Source organism: Cupriavidus oxalaticus (assembly GCF_016894385.1).
GTDB lineage: Bacteria > Pseudomonadota > Gammaproteobacteria > Burkholderiales > Burkholderiaceae > Cupriavidus > Cupriavidus oxalaticus.
Window position 1 is genome coordinate 2,757,947 of sequence record NZ_CP069812.1, and the last position, 17,563, is coordinate 2,775,509.

The 17,563-nt window shown below is 66.1% G+C and carries 13 protein-coding genes; 7 read left to right on the forward strand and 6 right to left on the reverse strand.

Annotated elements, in window-relative coordinates; genetic code table 11:
* Positions 1–12: 12 nt before the first annotated feature.
* Complete coding sequence (gene polA / locus JTE92_RS25165; RefSeq protein WP_063241746.1) at positions 13–2,829, reverse strand: DNA polymerase I; 2,817 nt, start codon at positions 2,827–2,829, stop codon at positions 13–15.
* A gap of 4 nt (positions 2,830–2,833) precedes the next feature.
* Between polA and JTE92_RS25170 the strand changes: the two genes are divergently transcribed.
* The 4 genes from JTE92_RS25170 to JTE92_RS25185 all read left to right on the forward strand — a co-directional run bounded on the left by JTE92_RS25170 (position 2,834) and on the right by JTE92_RS25185 (position 6,345).
* Positions 2,834–3,781 (forward strand): LOG family protein, encoded by a 948-nt coding sequence (locus JTE92_RS25170; protein WP_232353319.1) that lies wholly within the window; start codon positions 2,834–2,836, stop codon positions 3,779–3,781.
* 211 nt (positions 3,782–3,992) lie between these two features.
* The gene (locus JTE92_RS25175) at positions 3,993–4,406 is read left to right on the forward strand and encodes a hypothetical protein (RefSeq protein WP_063241745.1); all 414 of its coding nucleotides are present in this window, start codon (positions 3,993–3,995) and stop codon (positions 4,404–4,406) included.
* Between the two features lie 142 nt (positions 4,407–4,548).
* The gene (locus tag JTE92_RS25180) at positions 4,549–5,541 is read left to right on the forward strand and encodes a homoserine kinase (protein ID WP_063241744.1); all 993 of its coding nucleotides are present in this window, start codon (positions 4,549–4,551) and stop codon (positions 5,539–5,541) included.
* Positions 5,542–5,547: 6 nt separating this feature from the next.
* On the forward strand, positions 5,548–6,345 hold the full coding sequence (locus tag JTE92_RS25185; RefSeq protein ID WP_063241743.1) for a BPSS1780 family membrane protein: 798 nt from the start codon (positions 5,548–5,550) through the stop codon (positions 6,343–6,345).
* 87 nt (positions 6,346–6,432) lie between these two features.
* Here the strand turns inward: JTE92_RS25185 and JTE92_RS25190 are convergent, their stop codons facing one another.
* Together JTE92_RS25190 and JTE92_RS25195 are read right to left on the reverse strand one after the other, a co-directional pair.
* Complete coding sequence (locus JTE92_RS25190; protein WP_116386808.1) at positions 6,433–7,545, reverse strand: IS481 family transposase; 1,113 nt, start codon at positions 7,543–7,545, stop codon at positions 6,433–6,435.
* Positions 7,546–7,650: 105 nt separating this feature from the next.
* On the reverse strand, positions 7,651–8,409 hold the full coding sequence (locus JTE92_RS25195; RefSeq protein WP_063240423.1) for an IclR family transcriptional regulator: 759 nt from the start codon (positions 8,407–8,409) through the stop codon (positions 7,651–7,653).
* 178 nt (positions 8,410–8,587) lie between these two features.
* Between JTE92_RS25195 and sauS the strand changes: the two genes are divergently transcribed.
* From sauS to JTE92_RS25210, 3 genes are all read left to right on the forward strand, one after another.
* A complete protein-coding gene (gene sauS / locus JTE92_RS25200; protein WP_063240424.1) occupies positions 8,588–10,045 on the forward strand; it encodes an acylating sulfoacetaldehyde dehydrogenase in 1,458 nt (485 codons plus the stop codon).
* Positions 10,042–11,571, forward strand: a complete 1,530-nt coding sequence (locus JTE92_RS25205; RefSeq protein WP_063240425.1) for an acyl--CoA ligase — start codon at positions 10,042–10,044, stop codon at positions 11,569–11,571. The genes sauS and JTE92_RS25205 overlap by 4 nt, the downstream gene beginning before the upstream one ends.
* A gap of 227 nt (positions 11,572–11,798) precedes the next feature.
* Positions 11,799–13,091, forward strand: coding sequence for an MFS transporter (locus JTE92_RS25210; protein WP_063240426.1), 1,293 nt, complete (start codon positions 11,799–11,801; stop codon positions 13,089–13,091).
* Positions 13,092–13,611: 520 nt separating this feature from the next.
* Here the strand turns inward: JTE92_RS25210 and JTE92_RS25215 are convergent.
* From JTE92_RS25215 to JTE92_RS25225, 3 genes are all read right to left on the reverse strand, one after another.
* Positions 13,612–14,355: a hypothetical protein gene (locus JTE92_RS25215; protein WP_147318575.1), complete on the reverse strand. Its 744-nt coding sequence runs from the start codon at positions 14,353–14,355 to the stop codon at positions 13,612–13,614.
* Positions 14,356–14,358: 3 nt separating this feature from the next.
* On the reverse strand, positions 14,359–14,895 hold the full coding sequence (locus tag JTE92_RS25220) for a PAAR domain-containing protein (RefSeq protein WP_063240427.1): 537 nt from the start codon (positions 14,893–14,895) through the stop codon (positions 14,359–14,361).
* Between the two features lie 170 nt (positions 14,896–15,065).
* Positions 15,066–17,414 carry a UvrD-helicase domain-containing protein gene (locus JTE92_RS25225; protein ID WP_063240428.1) on the reverse strand — a complete coding sequence of 783 codons (2,349 nt, stop codon included), beginning with the start codon at positions 17,412–17,414 and terminating at the stop codon, positions 15,066–15,068.
* Positions 17,415–17,563: the final 149 nt, after the last annotated feature.

Consider the following 17,563-nt stretch of genomic DNA (forward strand, 5'->3'; position numbering starts at 1 on the left):
TTCAGTGCGGCTTCAGTGCGCTTCTTCCCAGTTGGCGCCGCTGCCCACCTCGGCCACCAGCGGCACGCGCAACTGCGCCACCGTGCACATCAGCTCCGGCAGGCGCGCCTTCACCAGCTCCAGCTCATGCTCGGGCACTTCCAGCACCAGTTCATCGTGCACCTGCATGATCTGGCGCGTCTGCAGCCCGTCGCGCTCCAGCCAGCCCTGCACCGCGATCATCGACAGCTTGATCAGGTCGGCGGCCGTGCCCTGCATCGGCGCGTTGATGGCGGCACGCTCGGCGGCCTGGCGGCGCGGGCCGCTGCCGCCGTTGATATCCGGCAGCCACAGCCGGCGGCCGAACACGGTCTCGACATAGCCTTGCTCGCGCGCGGTCTGCCGGGTTTCTTCCATGTAGTGCGCCACGCCCGGGTAGCGCATGAAGTAGCGGTCGATATAGTGCTTGGCCGCCTCTCGCTCGATGCCCAGGTTGCTGGCCAGCCCGAACGCGCTCATGCCGTAGATCAGGCCGAAGTTGATGACCTTGGCATAGCGGCGCTGCTCGCTGCTGACCGCGTCGCGCGCCACGCCGAAGATCTCGGCGGCGGTGGCGCGGTGGATGTCCTCGCCATTGGCGAAGGCGCGCAGCAGGTTCTCGTCGCCCGAGATATGGGCCATGATGCGCAGCTCGATCTGCGAGTAGTCGGCCGACACGATCACGCTGCCCGGCTCGGCGATAAAGGCTTCGCGGATGCGGCGGCCTTCCTCGGTGCGCACCGGGATGTTCTGCAGGTTGGGGTCGGTCGATGCCAGCCGGCCCGTCACCGCGGTCGCTTGCCCATAGCTGGTGTGCACGCGGCCGGTGCGCGCATTGACCATCCTGGGCAGCTTGTCGGTGTAGGTGGACTTGAGCTTGGCCAGGCCGCGGTAGTCGAGCAGCAGCTTGGGCAGCGGGTAGTCCTCGGCCAGCTTCTGCAGCACCTCTTCGTCGGTCGACGGTGCGCCGCTGGCGGTCTTCTTCACCACCGGCAGCTTCATCTGGTTGAACAGGATCTCGCCGATCTGCTTGGGCGAACCCAGGTTGAACGGCTGGCCCGCGGCCTCGTAGGCGGACTGCTCCAGCGCCAGCATGCGCTGGCCCAGCTCGGCGCTCTGCGCGGCCAGGCGTTCGGCGTCGATCAGCACGCCGTTGCGCTCGATCTTCTGCAGCACCACCGAGACCGGCATCTCGATCTCTTCGTACACGCGGCGCAGCCCTGCGGCGGCTTCCACCTGCGGCATCATCTTGCGGTGCAGGCGCAGCGTCACGTCGGCGTCTTCGGCGGCGTACTCGGTGGCGCGCGCCAGGTCGATCTGGTCGAAGCAGATCTGGCCGGCACCCTTGCCGCACACTTCTTCGTAGGTGATGGTCTTCAGGCTGAGCAGCCGCTCGGCCAGGCTGTCCATGCCGTGGTTGCGGTGCGAGGCCAGCACGTAGCTCTGCAGCATGGTGTCGTGCGCCACGCCGCGCAGCGTCACGCCGTGGTTGGCGAAGACGTGGATGTCGTATTTCAGGTTCTGGCCGAGCTTGGGGCGGCTGGCGTCCTCGAGCCAGGCGCGCATGCGCTCCAGCACGAATTCGCGCGAGAGCTGGCCATGCTCGGGCAGGCCGGCCACGTCGGGGCCGCGGTGCGCCACGGGGATGTAGCAGGCTTCGCCCGGCGTCGCCGACAAGGAGATGCCGACCAGCTGCGCCTGCATCGGGTCGAGCGAATCGGTCTCGGTATCGATCGCCACCAGCGGCGCGGCCTCGATGCGCCGCATCCAGTCGTCCAGCACGCCCTGGGTGGTGACCGTCTCGTAGCGGATCTCGGTCGGCGCACTGTCTTCTGTTGCCTGGACCGCACTGCCTGCGGCTGCCGCCGGCGCATCGAACAGGCCGCCCTGCGACGGCGCCGCGGCCGCGCGGGCGCGGGCCTGCGCGCGCGCGTCGGGCAAGCGTTCGCCCGTGGCTTCGCGCAGCCAGGTCTTGAAGCCGTAGCGCTGGAAGAAGTCGACCAGCTTGTCCTTGTCCTCGCCGGTCTCGCGCAGCGCATGGAAGTCAGCCACGGACTTGCTCAGGTCGCAGTCGGTCTTGACCGTCACCAGCCGGCGCGCCATCGGCAGCCAGTCGAGCGTGTTGCGCAGGTTCTCGCCGACCACGCCCTTCATGCCCGGCGCGGCGGCCATCACGCCGTCGAGCGAGCCATGCTCGGCCAGCCATTTGACCGCGGTCTTGGGACCCACCTTGGGCACGCCGGGGACGTTGTCGACCGCATCGCCAATCAGCGACAGGTAGTCGATGATGCGCTCGGGCGGCACGCCGAACTTGGCCGCCACGCCCGGGGGATCGAGCACTTCGCCGCTCATGGTGTTGACCAGCGTGACCTGGTCGTTGACCAGCTGCGCCAGGTCCTTGTCGCCGGTGGATACGACCGTACGCACGCCCTGCTCGGTGGCCTGGCGCGACAGCGTGCCGATCACGTCGTCGGCCTCGACGCCGTCCACCACCACGATCGGCCAGCCCAGCGCGCGCACGGCCTCGTGGATCGGCTCGATCTGGCGGGCCAGGTCTTCCGGCATGGACGGGCGGTGTTCCTTGTAGGCCGGATACATGTCGTCGCGGAAGGTCTTGCCCTTTGCGTCGAACACGCAGGCGCTATACTCTGCCGGGTAATCGTTGCGCAGCTTGCGCAGCATGTTGATCATGCCGTAGATTGCCCCTGTGGGCAGACCCTCTCCATTCCTCAGGTCCGGCAGTGCGTGATAAGCGCGATACAAATAGCTCGATCCGTCGACGAGCAAGAGTGTTTTTGGACTATCCGACATTCCCATGGACTCAAAATTGACTGGTGCCGCTGCGGGCGGTGCGTCGACCGCCCCCCTCGCTGATCCGGATGTTTCCGATATCTCCGGTGATACCGTACAACCCCCGCCGGAGGCCGCTTCCGAACACGCGGCGGCGGTAGCTGCCGCGGCCGATGCTGCGGCCGCTGGCCATCCGCCCGAAGTGGCAGCTGAAAAAGCCGCCGCCGCCGCCGCGCGCGCCAATCCGCGCAAGATGATCCCCAGCCTGCGTGCGCTGGCCGACGAAGACCGCGCTACCGCAAAGAAGGCGCGCGCATCGTGGCAAATGTTCACGATTATGGCAGAGTTCATCGAGGCGACCGAGTACCTTTCGGAGATCCGCCCGGCCGTGTCGATCTACGGCAGCGCGCGCCTGCGCGAGGATTCGCCCTACTACCAGCGCACCATCGAGATCGCGCGGCTGTTCTCCGATGCCGGCTTTGCCGTCATCTCCGGCGGCGGCCCCGGCATCATGGAAGCGGCCAACAAGGGCGCGCACGCCGGCAAGTCGGCCAGCGTGGGCCTGAACATCGAACTGCCGCACGAGCAGCAGGGCAATCCGTACCAGGACATTGCCATGCGCTTCCGCCACTTCTTCACGCGCAAGGTCACCTTCGTCAAGAACTCGGACGCGTTCATCGTGATGCCGGGCGGCTTCGGCACGCTGGACGAGCTGGCCGAGGTGCTGACGCTGGTGCAGACCGGCAAGTCGCGCTCGGTGCCGGTGGTCATGTTCGGCAGCCGCTTCTGGAAGGGCCTGCTGGACTGGTTCCGCTTCACGCTGCTGCCGATGGGCCTGATCGCCGAACACGACCTCGACCTGATGAAGATCGTCGACGAACCGCATGAAGTGCTCGAAGCGGTCTACGACTACTACGAGCGCCGTGGCGGCGACAAGCCGATCCCGCCCAAGGAAGAGATGTTCTACCTGTAAGCGCGCCGCCCCAAGCCACGCGTCCGGCACACCGGGCGTTGCGCGGGTGCGCCGCGGGGCACGGGCCGGCCTCCGGGCACGGCAGAATTGCTAGAATGGAACCTGTCCGTTCTGCCAAGCCCGGCGCCGCCGGGTTGCAGCCAACCGCCGCATGCCGCGGCGCCGCCCCTTATTGCCCTTATGGCGCGGCGACGCCGCACAGGAGCCCCTGATGACCTCCCGTTCCACCCGGTCGTGCCGTTCTGCCCGGCCCGAAGACCCCCTGCCCGCAGGCCTGCGCCTGGTGGCCGCAGCCGTCGCCGCATTCGCGCTGGCGGCGCCCGTGCTGGCCCAGGGCAACCAGGAAAGCAGCGCACTGACGCAGCAGGAACTGAACCAGATCAACAACCAGCCGATCGCGCCGGCAGCCAAGACGCAGCTGAACCAGCCGCGCCAGCCGAGCTTCCAGCTCAACGAGCGCGACGGCACGCAGGTGCGCGAGTACCGCGACAAGGGCCGGGCTACCGATATCCAGGTCAAGTCCGGCTTCGGCACCAGGTACGAGATGAGCAAGCCGGAGGACAGCTCGCCGCGGATCCGCGAGCACGATGTCAACCGCGTGCCCTCGGTCAACCTGAAGTTCTGACCACGCAAGCGCCCTGCCGCAACGGCGGCGGGACGCTGACCCACGGCCCGGCGTGAGCGGGCCGCGCCGGCCCTCCGGCAGTCATGCCGCGGCGGCGGCCCTGGTTTTGCCGCCGCTTTCCGATTCGCTTCACACAACGAGTATGGCCGTATTCACCACGGTCTCGCAGGACGAGATCGCCAGCTGGCTGCTTGATTTCGACCTTGGCGAAGTGCGCGAACTGCGCGGCATCGCCTCGGGCATCGAGAACAGCAATTTCTTCCTTACCATGGAGCAGGATGGCCAGGCACGCCAGTACGTGCTGACCATCTTCGAGCGGCTGTCGTTCGCGCAGCTGCCCTATTACCTGCACCTGATGGCGCACCTGGCCGAGCGCGGCATCCGCGTGCCGGCGCCGATCCCCGCGCGCGACGGCGAGATCCTGCGCCCGCTCAAGGGCAAGCCCGCCACCATCGTCACGCGCCTGCCCGGCGCCTCGCAGCTGGCGCCGGACGCGCAGCACTGCGCCGAGGTGGGCGACATGCTGGCGCGCATGCACCTGGCCGGCCAGGACTACCCGCGCCGCCAGCCCAACCTGCGCAGCCTGGCCTGGTGGCAGCAGACCGAGCCCGAGGTCCTGCCCTTCCTCGATGCCGGCCAGCGCGCGCTGCTGCAACAGGAAATCGCCCATCAGGCCGCGTTCTTCGCCAGCGCGGACTACGCCAGCCTGGGCGAAGGCCCCTGCCACTGCGACCTGTTCCGCGACAACGTGCTGTTCGAGGAAGACGGCAGCGGACGCCACCGTCTCGGCGGCTTCTTCGATTTCTACTTTGCCGGCAACGACAAGTGGCTGTTCGACCTGGCGGTCACCGTCAACGACTGGTGCATCGACCTGGCCAGCGGCGAACTCGACCACGCGCGGGCGCAGGCAATGCTGCGGGCTTATCATGCGGTCAGGCCGCTGACCGGCACCGAGGCCGCGCACTGGCAGGACATGCTGCGCGCCGGCGCGCTGCGCTTCTGGGTGTCGCGGCTGTGGGATTTCTACCTGCCGCGCGAAGCCGACATGCTGCAGCCGCACGATCCCACCCATTTCGAACGCATCCTGCGCCGGCGCCTGGACGCCAGTCCCGCGCACCCGCTCCCCTGGATCTGATCCGTCATGCAACTACTGGAAGTTCCTGCCAAGGAAGGCTACGTCTGGTTCCGCCAGGGTATCTGGCTGTTCCGCAAGAATCCGCTGACTTTCCTGATGCTGCTGTTCATCTACCTGATCGCCGCGCAGCTGGCCATCGTGGTGCCGCTGATCGGCATCATCGCGCTGCTGGTGGTCACGCCGGGCCTTTCGGTCGGCGTGATGACCGCGTGCCGCGACGTGATCCAGAACAAGCGCGTGCTGCCCACGGTGCTGCTGGCGGGCTTTCGCGCCAACGGCAAGGAAGCGACGCGCAGCCTGCTGGTGCTGGGGGGCATCTACGCCGGGCTGGTGTTCGTGCTGGGGCTGATCGCCGGCTCGGTGGTCGACATGAGCGCGCTGGTGCCGATCGTGCTGAAGGAAGAAGCGCCCTCGGCCGAAGCGGTGCGGCAGCTGTACTACGCGATGATGATCGGCGCGCTGCTGTACACGCCGATCGCGATGATGTTCTGGTTCGCGCCGCTGCTGGCGGCCTGGCACGGCGTGCCGCCGGTCAAGGCGCTGTTCTTCAGCTGGACCGCGTGCTGGCGCAACCGTGGCGCGTTCTTTACCTACATCGTGCTGTTCGCGATGCTGCTCGTGGCGATCCCGTTTTTCCTGGAAGCGGTGTTCAGCGCGTTCGGGGCGGAGACGGTGCTGTCGTTCCTGGTGACGCCGTATTCGCTGCTGATGCTGGCGATCTTGTATTGCTCGTTCTATGCGACGTACCGCGGTTGCTTCAACGTGACGCCGCCGGGCGTGGAGCCGACGGCGCCGGCGGTCTAAGGCCCCTGCCCCTCTCCCGCAAGCTGTATAGACCGGGGACATGGGTAACACATGTGCCGGGACATGGGTAACAGTCCAGTCATCAGTTTAGTCGGCCTGCTGTAGGTCTATTGTGGCCACCTTTTGATGGCAGAAGTAGACGTCAAAGGTGCCGTCCAGATCCACGCGAGGGCGCAACGCTACGGGCGTTCCGATCAAGGCTCGTCCGACCCGGAACGTCTTTCCTCGGAAGCAGATGCGCCCACCGTCGCCTACCTTTCGCACGATGTCATCGCTGCCGTACTCGATGGGCGGGAGTTCGTGCGGCATCGCCCGTGGACTAGGCGCATAGCGGCTTGCGGGTGTCTCCATATCCAGCGCGTGGTGTGGGCGCTTGAAGTTGTACACGTGGCGCCAATGGCTGAAGTGATGCTGCGCATCATCCAGATCCCGGAAGCGCTGGTTGGCCAGCAGCTCTGCCTGCATGGTTCGATGGAAGCGCTCGTCCTTACCGTTGGTCTGAGGATGGCGAGGTCGGCTATGACTGAGCCGCACGCCCAGGCGAATCAGCCAAGCGCCCAACGTGGTAAGTGCCCGGGGCACCGGAGAACCCCAAGGTGGGCCATTGTCTGCATTGATCCGCTCGGGCAGCCCGTAGCGCGCGAACGCGTTCTCTAACGCTTCCTGTACGGATTCAAACTGTTCGTTGCCCAAGGCCCTGAGCAGCACATTGAAGCGGGAGTGATCGTCCAAGACTGTGAGCGGATGGCACCGCTGCGTGTCGGTGGCGAAGTGGCCTTTAAAGTCAATTTGCCATAGTGCATTGGGCCGGTCGTGCTCGAAGCGCTGCCATGCTGTAGCGGCCGCACTGGCGGCCGGATCGATCAAGCCATGGCGGCGCAGCACCCAATTGACTGTGCTGGGAGCGATTTGGACGCAGTGGTCACGTTCCAGCACGCGTGCGATCTTGCGGGCGCCCCAAGCCGAATGTTCGGCTCGTATCGCTAGCACGCTCTCTTCGACTGCCGCTGGAGTTCGGCCGGGAGAGCTATGTGGCCGCCGAGTTCGGTCGTCCAGATCTTCTCGGTTCAACCACTTGTAACCGGTCTTGCGACTGATGCAGAAGCGGCGGCAAAGCTCCGCAATATTGGCGTCCGCCTGGCGTGCCAGGCGGACGAACTCTTCTCTTTGCTGCTTCACGGTGATTTGGCTCCAGGGCAACGTTGTCCTCCCGCTGACTAAGCGGGAAAAGTGTTACCCATGTCCTGGCACACCTGTTACCTTTGTCCCCGGTCCATACAGCAAGCGGGAGAGGGCGCAAACCCCCTACTCCCCAAACGTCTTCACCATCGCGTCCGCCGCCATGCGCAGGTCGGGCACGAATCCCATCAGCCGGTCCATCGTCATCCGCGCCAGCGGCGCCTGCACCGCGATCGCCGCGCACGCGCGGCTGCGGTTGCGCATCACCGGCACCGCCACCGCGATCATCCCCTCAAGGTTTTCCTGGTTGTTGATGCCCAGGCGCCGCCGCCGCGTCTCTGCCAGTTCCGCATGCAGTGCGGCAGCGTCGGTGATGGTACGGGCCGAATGCGCCCGCAGCGGCAGGTTTGCCACCAGACGCTCGCGCTGCGCGCATGGCAGGAACGCCAGCAGCAGCTTGCCGCTGGCGGTGCAATGCAGCGGCACGCGCGAGCCCGGCTGCAGGTGCATGCGCAGCGGCCATTGCGTTTCCACCCGGTCCAGATAAACCACGTCGTCGCCCGACAGCATGGTCAGGTTGCAGGTCTCGCCGACCTTGTCGACCAGCTGCTGCAGGATCGCGTGGCGCGCCGCGGCCGGCCCCGCCTGCATCAGCACGTTGACCGCAAGCTGGCGCACGCGTGACGAACATTCGTAGCCAGGGCTGCCCGCCGTGCGCGATACCAGCCAGGTGCTTTCCAGCTGCTTGAGGATGCGGTGCACGGTCTGCTTGGGCAGTCCGATCTCCTCAACGATGGCGCACAGCGGCATGGGCCCGTCGGCGGCGGACAGGATCTCCAGGATGCGGAAGGCGCGCACCGCGGCGGCGTTCGAGTGATTGCTCATGGGTGCAATTTAGCGGATTCCGGGACGCCATGGCGTCCCGAAAACTGCGTTACCGGTTGCAGCCCGCAGCTGTGCTCGCGAAAGCGCACAAATTGGGACGGCATGCCTGTCCGGGTTCACTAGATTCGATCCGGGGCCGCCACGGCGGACCCACCCGATCCAACCCCGGAGCCGATCCATGAGTGTGCAACTACTGCAGCGCCAGCAGTCCCATTCCACCGATGTGCCCGTGCAGGAATATCCGGCAGACCACGCGGTCGATGCGATCGTGGCGCGCGCCCGGCAGGCGCAGCGCGCGTTCGCGCGGGCCGGCCAGGCCACCGTCGACACCGCCGCGGCCGCCGTCGCGTGGGCCATCATGGAGCCCGCGCGCAACCGCCAGCTGGCCGAGCGGGCCGTGGCCGACACCGGCCTTGGCAACGTCGACGACAAGATCCGCAAGAACCATCGCAAGACACTGGGCCTGCTGCGCGACCTGCACGGACGCAAGACCGTCGGCGTGATCGCGCGTGACGCGGCCACCGGCATCACCGAGATCGCGCGGCCGGTCGGCGTGGTCGCCGCGATCACGCCGTCGACCAACCCCGGGGCGACGCCTGCCAACAAGATCATCAACGCGCTCAAGTGCGGCAACAGCGTGGTGGTGGCGCCCTCGCCCAAGGGACAGGGCACGTGCGCGCTGCTGCTGTCGTTCATCCACGCCGAATTCGCGCGTGCCGGCCTGCCCGCCGACCTGGTGCAGATGCTGCCCGCGCCGGTGTCGAAAGCCTCCACCGCCGAGTTGATGCGCCAGGCCGACCTGGTGGTGGCCACCGGCTCGCAGGCAAACGTGCGCATGGCCTACACCTGCGGCACGCCGGCGTTCGGCGTCGGCGCTGGCAACGTGGCGGCCATCGTCGACGCCGGCGCGGCGCCGGGCGATGCGGCGGCAAGGATCGTCCGCTCCAAGACCTTCGACAACGCCACCAGCTGCTCGTCGGAGAACAGCCTGGTGATCCTCGACGCGGTCTACCAGCCCATGCTGGAAGCGCTTGCCGCCGTCGGCGGCGTGCTGCTGACCGCCGAGGAAAAGGCGCGGCTGCAGGCGCTGATGTGGCGGCACGGCAAGCTCGCCGGCGACATGACCGGCCAGAGCGCGCCGCGCATTGCCGAACTGGCGGGCCTGGCACGCGTGCGCGCGCTGCAGCCGACCATGCTGCTGGTACCGGAGACCGGCGTCGGCAGCGACTATCCCTTCTCCGGCGAGAAGCTTTCGCCGGTGCTGACGCTCTATCGCGCCGCCGATTTCGACGCCGCCGTGGCGCGCGTGGCGAGCCTCTACGACTACATGGGCGCGGGCCACTCGGTCGGGCTGCATACGGCCGATTCCGGGCAGGCGCTGCAACTCGGGCAGGAACTTCCGGTGGCGCGCGTGATCGTCAACCAGGCGCACTGCTTCGCCACCGGCGGCAATTTCGACAACGGCCTGCCGTTCTCGCTGTCGATGGGCTGCGGCACCTGGGGCGGCAACAACTTCTCCGACAACCTCGGCTGGCGGCAATACCTCAACATCACCCGCATCGCCGAACCCATTGCCGAGCACGTGCCCGACGAGCGCGAGCTGCTGGGCGACTATTTCGCGAGGGTCGGCCAATGAACGCGCGCATCCGACCCGAAGTGCTCGACACCGTGGCCACGCTGCTGGCCGCCCGTGCCGCGCAAGTCCCCGACAAACCCTACCTGCTGTCTCCCGACAGCGGCCGCGCGCTCAGCTTCGGCGCACTGGCCGCCGACGCCGATGCGCTCGGCCGCCGCTACGCCGAGGCTGGCCTCGCCAGCGGCCAGACGGTGTCGGTGTACCTGCCCAACGGCGAGCAGACCGCGCGGCTGCTGCTCGGCACCATGGCGTGCGGGCTGGTGGCCAATCCGCTCAACCTGCTGTGCCAGCCGGCGCAACTGCGCTACATCCTCGGGCACTCCGACACGCGGATCGTTTTCACCTCGCCCGAAGGCGAAGCCACGATCCGCACGGCGATGGCCGAAGCCGGCGTGGAGGTGCCGGTGGTGGTCACCGCGCCGGACGACAGCGCCTTGCCCGCGCTGCCGGCGCTGCAGCCCGGCGCCGCTCCCCTTCCGCCGCCGCAGCCACACGATCCGGCGCTGCTGATGTACACCTCCGGCACTACCGGCACGCCCAAGGGCGTGCTGCTGACCCACCGCAACCTCGCCGCCAACGGCGCCAGCGTCAGCCGCGAGCATGCGCTCGGCGCGGGCGATCGCGTGCTGGCCACGCTGCCGCTGTACCACATCAACGGGCTGGTGGTGACCGCGATCGCGCCGCTGGTGCATGGCGGCTCGGTGGTGATGCCGATGCGCTTCTCGGCCAGCGCGTTCTGGCACGACATCGCCCGCCATGGCTGCACCTGGCTCAACGTGGTGCCGACCATCATCGCCTACCTGCTCAACGATCCCGCCGGCCGCGCGCCGGCCGGCGTGCGCTTCTGCCGCTCCGCTTCCGCCGCGCTGCCGCCCGAGCACCACCGCGCGTTCGAGCAGCGCTTCGGCATCGGCGTGATCGAGACCATGGGCATGACCGAGACCGCGGCGCCGGCCTTCAGCAATCCGCTCGATCCGCAGCAGCGGCGCATCGGCAGCATCGGCCGGCCCTCCGGCACGCAGGCTCGCGTGCTGGGGCGCGACGGGCAGCCGCTGCCCGACGGCGAGATCGGCGAGATCGTGCTGCAAGGCGAGAGCGTGATGGCGGGCTACTACAAGGCACCCGAGGTCACGCGCGCGGCCTTCACGCCCGACGGCTGGCTGCGCACCGGCGACCTCGGCTACCGCGATGCGCAGGGCTATTTCTACATCACCGGCCGCGCCAAGGAACTGATCATCAAGGGCGGCGAGAACATCGCCCCGCGCGAGATCGACGAAGCGCTGCTGCGCCATCCGGGCGTGCTGGAAGCGGCCGCGGTGGGCGTGCCCGACCCGGCCTACGGGCAGGAGATCGTCGCCTTCGTCGTCAGGCGCGAAGCCGTGGCCTGTGACGACGCGGCGCTGCGCGCGCACTGCCTGCGCGAACTGGGCCGCTACAAGACGCCCAAGGAATTCCGCTTCATCGCGGAATTGCCGCGCGGGCCCTCCGGCAAGGTGCAGCGGCTGAAGCTGCTGGACCCTGCCTGACCTGACGCATCGTCCTTTCCCACCCCTCGCCAAGGAGCCCGCTCACCCGCCACCACGACATCCGGAGACACGAACAGAGACATAAAGCTGATTGCTCAAGGACGGGGCAGCGCAGCCAGCACTTACCACTGGCGCGCCTCGGCGAACCGCAAGCGCATGGCGATGGATCATGCGCCGGCCGCCGCCCCGCTCATGCCACGCGCGCCCGCCGCGCATAGGAGGTGGTTATGCAGCAACGCATCAAGACCCGTCACATGATCCTCGGCGTCATGTGCCTGATGTATTTCATCGCCTATATCGACCGCGTCAACATCTCGGTCGCCGCCCCGCTGATCCGTGAGGAGATGGGGCTCACGTCCTCGCAGCTCGGGCTGGTGTTCTCGGCCTTTGCCTATCCCTATGCCGCCATGCAGATCCTGGGCGGCTGGATGTCCGACAAGTTCGGGCCCAAGAAGGTGCTGATCGTGCTGTCGCTGATCTGGGGCGTGGCCACGGTGCTGACCGGCTTTGCCGGCAGCGTGATGATGCTGGTGGTGCTGCGCTTCGTGCTGGGCATCGGCGAAGGCGGCGCGTTCCCGACCGCCACGCGCGCCTTCACCTACTGGATGCCGGTGGCCGAACGCGGCTTCGCGCAGGGCATCACGCACAGCTTCGCGCGGCTGGGCGGCGCGATCACGCCGCCGATCGTGCTGGCCATCGTCGCCGCGGCGGGATGGCGCGAGGCCTTCGTCGTGCTGGGTGCGGTGAGCCTGGGCTGGACCGTGCTGTACGCGCTGACGTTCAAGGACACGCCCGACAAGCACAAGCGCGTCACCCCGGAAGAACTGCAGGAAATCGGCTACCGGCGCGGCGATTCGCAGCAGGCAGCCAAGGCGCCTACGCCGTGGCGCCGGCTGTTCCGCCGCATGTGGCTGGTGACCTTCGTCGACTTCTGCTACGGCTGGTCGCTGTGGGTCTACCTGACCTGGCTGCCGTCGTACCTGAAGGAAGCGCGCGGTTTCGACCTGAAGCAGCTGGCGCTGTTCACCGCGCTGCCGCTGATGGCCGGCGTGGTCGGCGATACCCTCGGCGGCGTGCTGTCGGACCGCATCTACCGGCGCACCGGCAACCTGCGGCTGGCGCGCGGCGCGATCCTGTTCGTCGGGCTGGCCGGCTCGCTGATGTTCATCGCGCCGATGACCTTTACCGCCGATGCCGTCAACGCGGTGATCCTGCTGTCCCTGTCGTTCTTCTTCCTGGAGCTGACCAATGCCGTGCTGTGGAGCCTGCCGCTGGACATCGCCGGCAAGTACGCCGGCACCGCGGGCGGCATGATGAACACCGGCTTCGGCCTGGCCGGCATGGTGTCGCCGGTGGTGTTCGGCTACCTGATCGAGCGGACCGGCAGCTATGACCTGCCGTTCATGATCTCGGGGGCGTTGCTGGGCGTCGGTGCGGTGGCGTCGCTGTTCATCAATCCCTTGCTGACCGTGGACAGCCCCGAACCCAAGGCCGGCGAGGTGCGGCACGCGCTGTCCTGAGCCGGCGAGTGGCGCTGGCCCGGCCGGCGTCGCTGCCATCGCCCTCCAGCGCGGTGATCACGCCTTCGCCAAACTTGTTGTGGAACACCGACTGGCCCACACAGAAGCCGGTGCCCGCCTCGCGTTTGGCGTCGGTATGTGGCGGTTGAACCAGGCGGGCAGAACTCAAGGAACGGTGCCCTTATACACGGGCACCGGTATATCCCATTTCCTTATACTCCCGTGTACCGACCTATCGCATATGACATTCACATGTTCACCGGCACGCCCTCGGTGTTTGTCTAACCATGCCGATCTCAATGGAACGGCACAGCGAGGCACTAACGTCTTTGCATTCGGATCAACGACCACGTAATTGCTACCGTGCTCGGCATTCCATTTCCTTACAAAGGCACGCGCCTCTTCCCTCACTTCATACAGCCCCTGCACATCAGCGCGGGTTCTATCCGTATCGATGACTGTCCCGGGTAAGTTTTGAGCCGTGGCGCACCCTGCCCCTAATAGAAACAGGCCCAAAGCCCTATTCAATCGCGATGACCCCAACATACTTGCCCTCAGCATCGAGTCGATTGGAAATCAAATATTTGTACAGGCTTTCCCACATCTCCAGCTGGTACACCGTCACACAGCCCTCCGACAAATGGCCAACATGCACAAAATTGCTGTAATTGGTGGGAGCATACTCCACGAGGAACCACACCGTGTGGTAATTAACGCCGTAGAATGCTGTTGCACCGGCGTTTCCGGCCGCCTCCGGGGCGCGAATCTTGTAAGTCCCCTTTGGTAGTGGTTTTGAATGTTTGATCCCTATTTCACGTCGTGTTTGCGGGTCAAACTCCATGAAGTCGACATCCGAATCCAGAGTAATCGTTGCCTTTTTGCCATCAAAATAAAGCACCGCAAGTAGTTGGTTACTTGAATCACCCCTCTTGTCGGAGCGGAGCAATTTTCTACCCTGTATTTTTGCAACCAATTTCGCGCCGGCGCCGCGCCGCGCGGAAATCAAGCATCTTTCTTTGTATTCACCCTTGAGGCTCGCGCGCTTTCCTTTGTAGCGCCCTTCAAGGACCGTAAAATAATAGCGGCCGTCCTTCTCCCCAACCCCGGATACCCTCACGAATTCCGGGACCGTGACAATCCTGTCATCAACACGAATCGCAAGCCATCCGCCCTGGTCAATTGATTTCGTGTAAAGCAGCTTGTGAAATGAATCCTGAACACTTCCGCTGTTGCTATTACTTGTTCCTGTCGGTCTTTGAGGCATGCTTTATCCCTCAAAGTGACCAAGATGGACGATGAGGGGCTCGGGCTCGACGGTGTAGTAGCGACGCGTTCTTCCTTGCTCATCGGTGATGCCGCGCACCATGGTTCCGTCTTTGAATTCAACGGTGTACGGCATCGCCGCAAGGATTTCGCCTGTATCGTGGTCCTTGAGAATGAATTGCTCGTCGTAATCGCCATAGCCATAAGAGCAATCAGAACCATTCGCGGCAGGCTGAGCGCCTGCGCCTTTGCGATTAACCTCAATGGTAAAGTCCATTTGCGAGTGAATTACGACGGGGCGCGTTTGGCATCTGCAATAGACGCGCGCACCGCTCACCAGCACTTGTTTTCCATCTATGTCGAAGGCGGGATAACAGTCGTTCTTGACCGTACCGCCCACCTTGCATGCCGGGCAGGTCGCATAGTCCCCTTCGACACCAATGGTCGTGTCATGGTGGAACACACTGCGGCCAGTAGCTATGAGCGCTCCGCCTGTACTGGTGTGGTCGCCATTCTTCAGCGCAAAGCGCATATCAGCCATGCAAGCTCTCCCGTTTCGACACAAGGAATCGGCCCCTATCAAGGGGCCGGCAGTGACGGACGGATGTAAATCCTCCGACGCAAACGAGAGTGTCAGATGGTGCGCTAAAGCGTTATCAGAGGCATCCTAAATTTGCCCGGGAAACTTCCAAACCTCCCTCCGTCGGCCACTCAGTCGATCGCATCCAGCTTCGCCACCGACAGCGCCAGCCACTTGGCGCCGTGGCGCTTGAACTTGATGTTGGCGCGGGCGTCGTTGCCTTCGCCCTCCAGCGCGGTGATCACGCCTTCGCCGAACTTGTTGTGGAACACCGACTGGCCCACGCGCAAGCCGGTGCCCGCCTCGCGCTTGGCGTCGGCATAGCCGTTGCCCTTGTCCATGCCGCCGGTCGGGCGCGTGCCGGTGTAGGGAACATCTTCCGGCTTGCGGAACCAGTCGCGGCCCCAGGCGTTGTCGCGTTCCTGGCGGCGTACGCCGCCATAGCTCTGCACCGCGGGCGTCAGCCACTTGAGCGCTTCCTCGGGCAGTTCCTCGAAGAAGCGCGAACGCACGTGGTACTTGGTCTGGCCGTGCAGCACGCGGCTCTGCGCGAACGACAGGAACAGGCGCTTGCGCGCGCGCGTGATCGCCACGTACATCAGGCGGCGTTCTTCTTCCAGCCCGTCGGGATCCATCATGCTGTTCTCGTGCGGGAACAGCCCTTCTTCCAGCCCGGTGATGAAGACCACGTCGAACTCCAGCCCCTTGGCCGCGTGCACGGTCATCATCTGCACCGCGTCCTGGCCGGCCTGGGCCTGGTTGTCGCCGGCCTCCAGCGAGGCATGCGTCAGGAACGCAACCAGCGGCGTCATCACCACCGGCAGCGCCTCGGGGTCGAGCACCTGCTGGGACTGGTCGCCGTCGGCCAGCACCGGCGTGGCGGGGGCGCGATCCGCGGGGATCACCGCGGCGAGCGCATCCAGCCCGTAGCCCTCTTCCACCACGAAGGCCTGCGCGGCGGTCACCAGTTCCTGCAAGTTCTCGATGCGGTCCTGGCCCTCCTTCTCGCCCTGGTAGTGGGTGATCAGGCCGCTGGTGTTGATCATGTACTCGACGGTCTCGGCCAGCGTCATGCGGCGGGTGTCGTCGCGCATTTTGTCGATCAGGCGCGTGAACGCGGCAAGCTTGCTGCCGGCCGCGCCGGGCACGTAGGCCACGGCCTCGGACAGCGCGCAGTCATACTGGCGCGCCATGTCCTGCAGTACCTCCAGCGAGCGCGCGCCGATGCCGCGCGCCGGGAAGTTGACCACGCGGCCGAAGGCGGCATCGTTGCGCGGGTTCTCCAGCAGCTGCATATACGCCAGCGCGTGCTTGATTTCGGCGCGCTCGAAGAAGCGCAGGCCGCCATAAACGCGGTACGGGATGCCGGCGGAGAACAACGCGTGCTCGATCACGCGCGACTGCGCGTTGCTGCGGTACAGGATGGCGATCTCGGCGCGGCTGGCGCCCTGTGCGATCTGGTCGCGGATTTCCTCGATGATCCAGCCCGCTTCCTGGCCGTCGGAGCCGGCCTGGTACACGCGCACCGGCTCGCCGTGGCCGGCGTCGGTGCGCAGGTTCTTGCCCAGGCGGCGCGCGTTGTGCGAGATCAGGTGGTTGGCCGAATCCAGGATATGCCCGTGCGAGCGGTAGTTCTGCTCCAGCTTGATCAGCCGGCGCACGCGGAACTCATGCTCGAAGTCGCGCATGTTGCCGACGTTGGCGCCGCGGAAGGCGTAGATGCTCTGGTCGTCGTCGCCCACGGCGAACACCGCCGCCGGATTCTGCGTGCCATGGCCGGCCAGCAGCTTGAGCCACTGGTACTGCAGCACGTTGGTGTCCTGGAACTCGTCGACCAGCACATGGCGGAAGCGGTGCTGGTAGTGCTGGCGGATGGCGTCGTTGTAGCGCAGCAGCTCGTAGCAGCGCAGCAGCAGCTCGGCGAAGTCGACCACGCCCTCGCGCTGGCATTGCAGGTCGTAAGCGGCGTAGAGATCGACGAAGCGCTTGTTGAAGTCGTCGTTGGCCTCGACGTCGGCCGGGCGCAGCCCCTGCTCCTTGGCGTTGTTGATGAAGTACTGCAGGTTCTTGGCCGGGTACTTCTCGTCGTCGACGTTGAGCGACTTGAGCAGCCGCTTGAGCGCCGAAAGCTGGTCCTGGCTGTCCAGGATGGCAAAGGTCTGCGGCAGCCCGGCGTCGCGGAAATGCGCGCGCAGCATGCGGTTGCACAGGCCGTGGAAGGTGCCGATCCACATGCCGCGGGTGTTGATCGGCAGCATCGACTGCAGCCGCGTCTGCATTTCCTTCGAGGCCTTGTTGGTGAAGGTCACCGCCAGGATGCCCGCCGGCGAGACCCGGCCGTTCTGCAGCAGCCAGGCGATGCGCGTGGTCAGCACGCGGGTCTTGCCGCTGCCCGCGCCCGCCAGGATCAGCGCCGGCTCGTCGGGCAGGGTGACGGCGGCAAGTTGTTCGGCATTGAGGTTGGCGAGCAGGTCGGACATCGGAGGGGCCTTGTGGAATGGCGCCAATTATACCGATGGGCCCTGTCCGATCCGTCACATCCGAGGGACGAAAACTGCCCTGCATGCGGACGTGCGCAGGCCCTGGCCAGCCTTTCCGGGCCGGGGCCACTGTCTTCAAAATAGGCAGC

Bases quoted from the DNA above. Each gene is read 5' to 3' on its own strand.
- JTE92_RS25225 (WP_063240428.1), bottom strand. From the start codon at position 17,414: ATGTCCGACCTGCTCGCCAACCTCAATGCCGAACAACTTGCCGCCGTC.
- JTE92_RS25185 (WP_063241743.1), top strand. From the start codon at position 5,548: ATGCAACTACTGGAAGTTCCTGCCAAGGAAGGCTACGTCTGGTTCCGC.
- polA (WP_063241746.1), bottom strand. From the start codon at position 2,829: ATGTCGGATAGTCCAAAAACACTCTTGCTCGTCGACGGATCGAGCTAT.
- JTE92_RS25175 (WP_063241745.1), top strand. From the start codon at position 3,993: ATGACCTCCCGTTCCACCCGGTCGTGCCGTTCTGCCCGGCCCGAAGAC.
- JTE92_RS25215 (WP_147318575.1), bottom strand. From the start codon at position 14,355: ATGCCTCAAAGACCGACAGGAACAAGTAATAGCAACAGCGGAAGTGTT.
- JTE92_RS25195 (WP_063240423.1), bottom strand. From the start codon at position 8,409: ATGAGCAATCACTCGAACGCCGCCGCGGTGCGCGCCTTCCGCATCCTG.
- JTE92_RS25220 (WP_063240427.1), bottom strand. From the start codon at position 14,895: ATGGCTGATATGCGCTTTGCGCTGAAGAATGGCGACCACACCAGTACA.
- JTE92_RS25170 (WP_232353319.1), top strand. From the start codon at position 2,834: ATGGACTCAAAATTGACTGGTGCCGCTGCGGGCGGTGCGTCGACCGCC.
- JTE92_RS25205 (WP_063240425.1), top strand. From the start codon at position 10,042: ATGAACGCGCGCATCCGACCCGAAGTGCTCGACACCGTGGCCACGCTG.
- sauS (WP_063240424.1), top strand. From the start codon at position 8,588: ATGAGTGTGCAACTACTGCAGCGCCAGCAGTCCCATTCCACCGATGTG.
- JTE92_RS25180 (WP_063241744.1), top strand. From the start codon at position 4,549: ATGGCCGTATTCACCACGGTCTCGCAGGACGAGATCGCCAGCTGGCTG.
- JTE92_RS25210 (WP_063240426.1), top strand. From the start codon at position 11,799: ATGCAGCAACGCATCAAGACCCGTCACATGATCCTCGGCGTCATGTGC.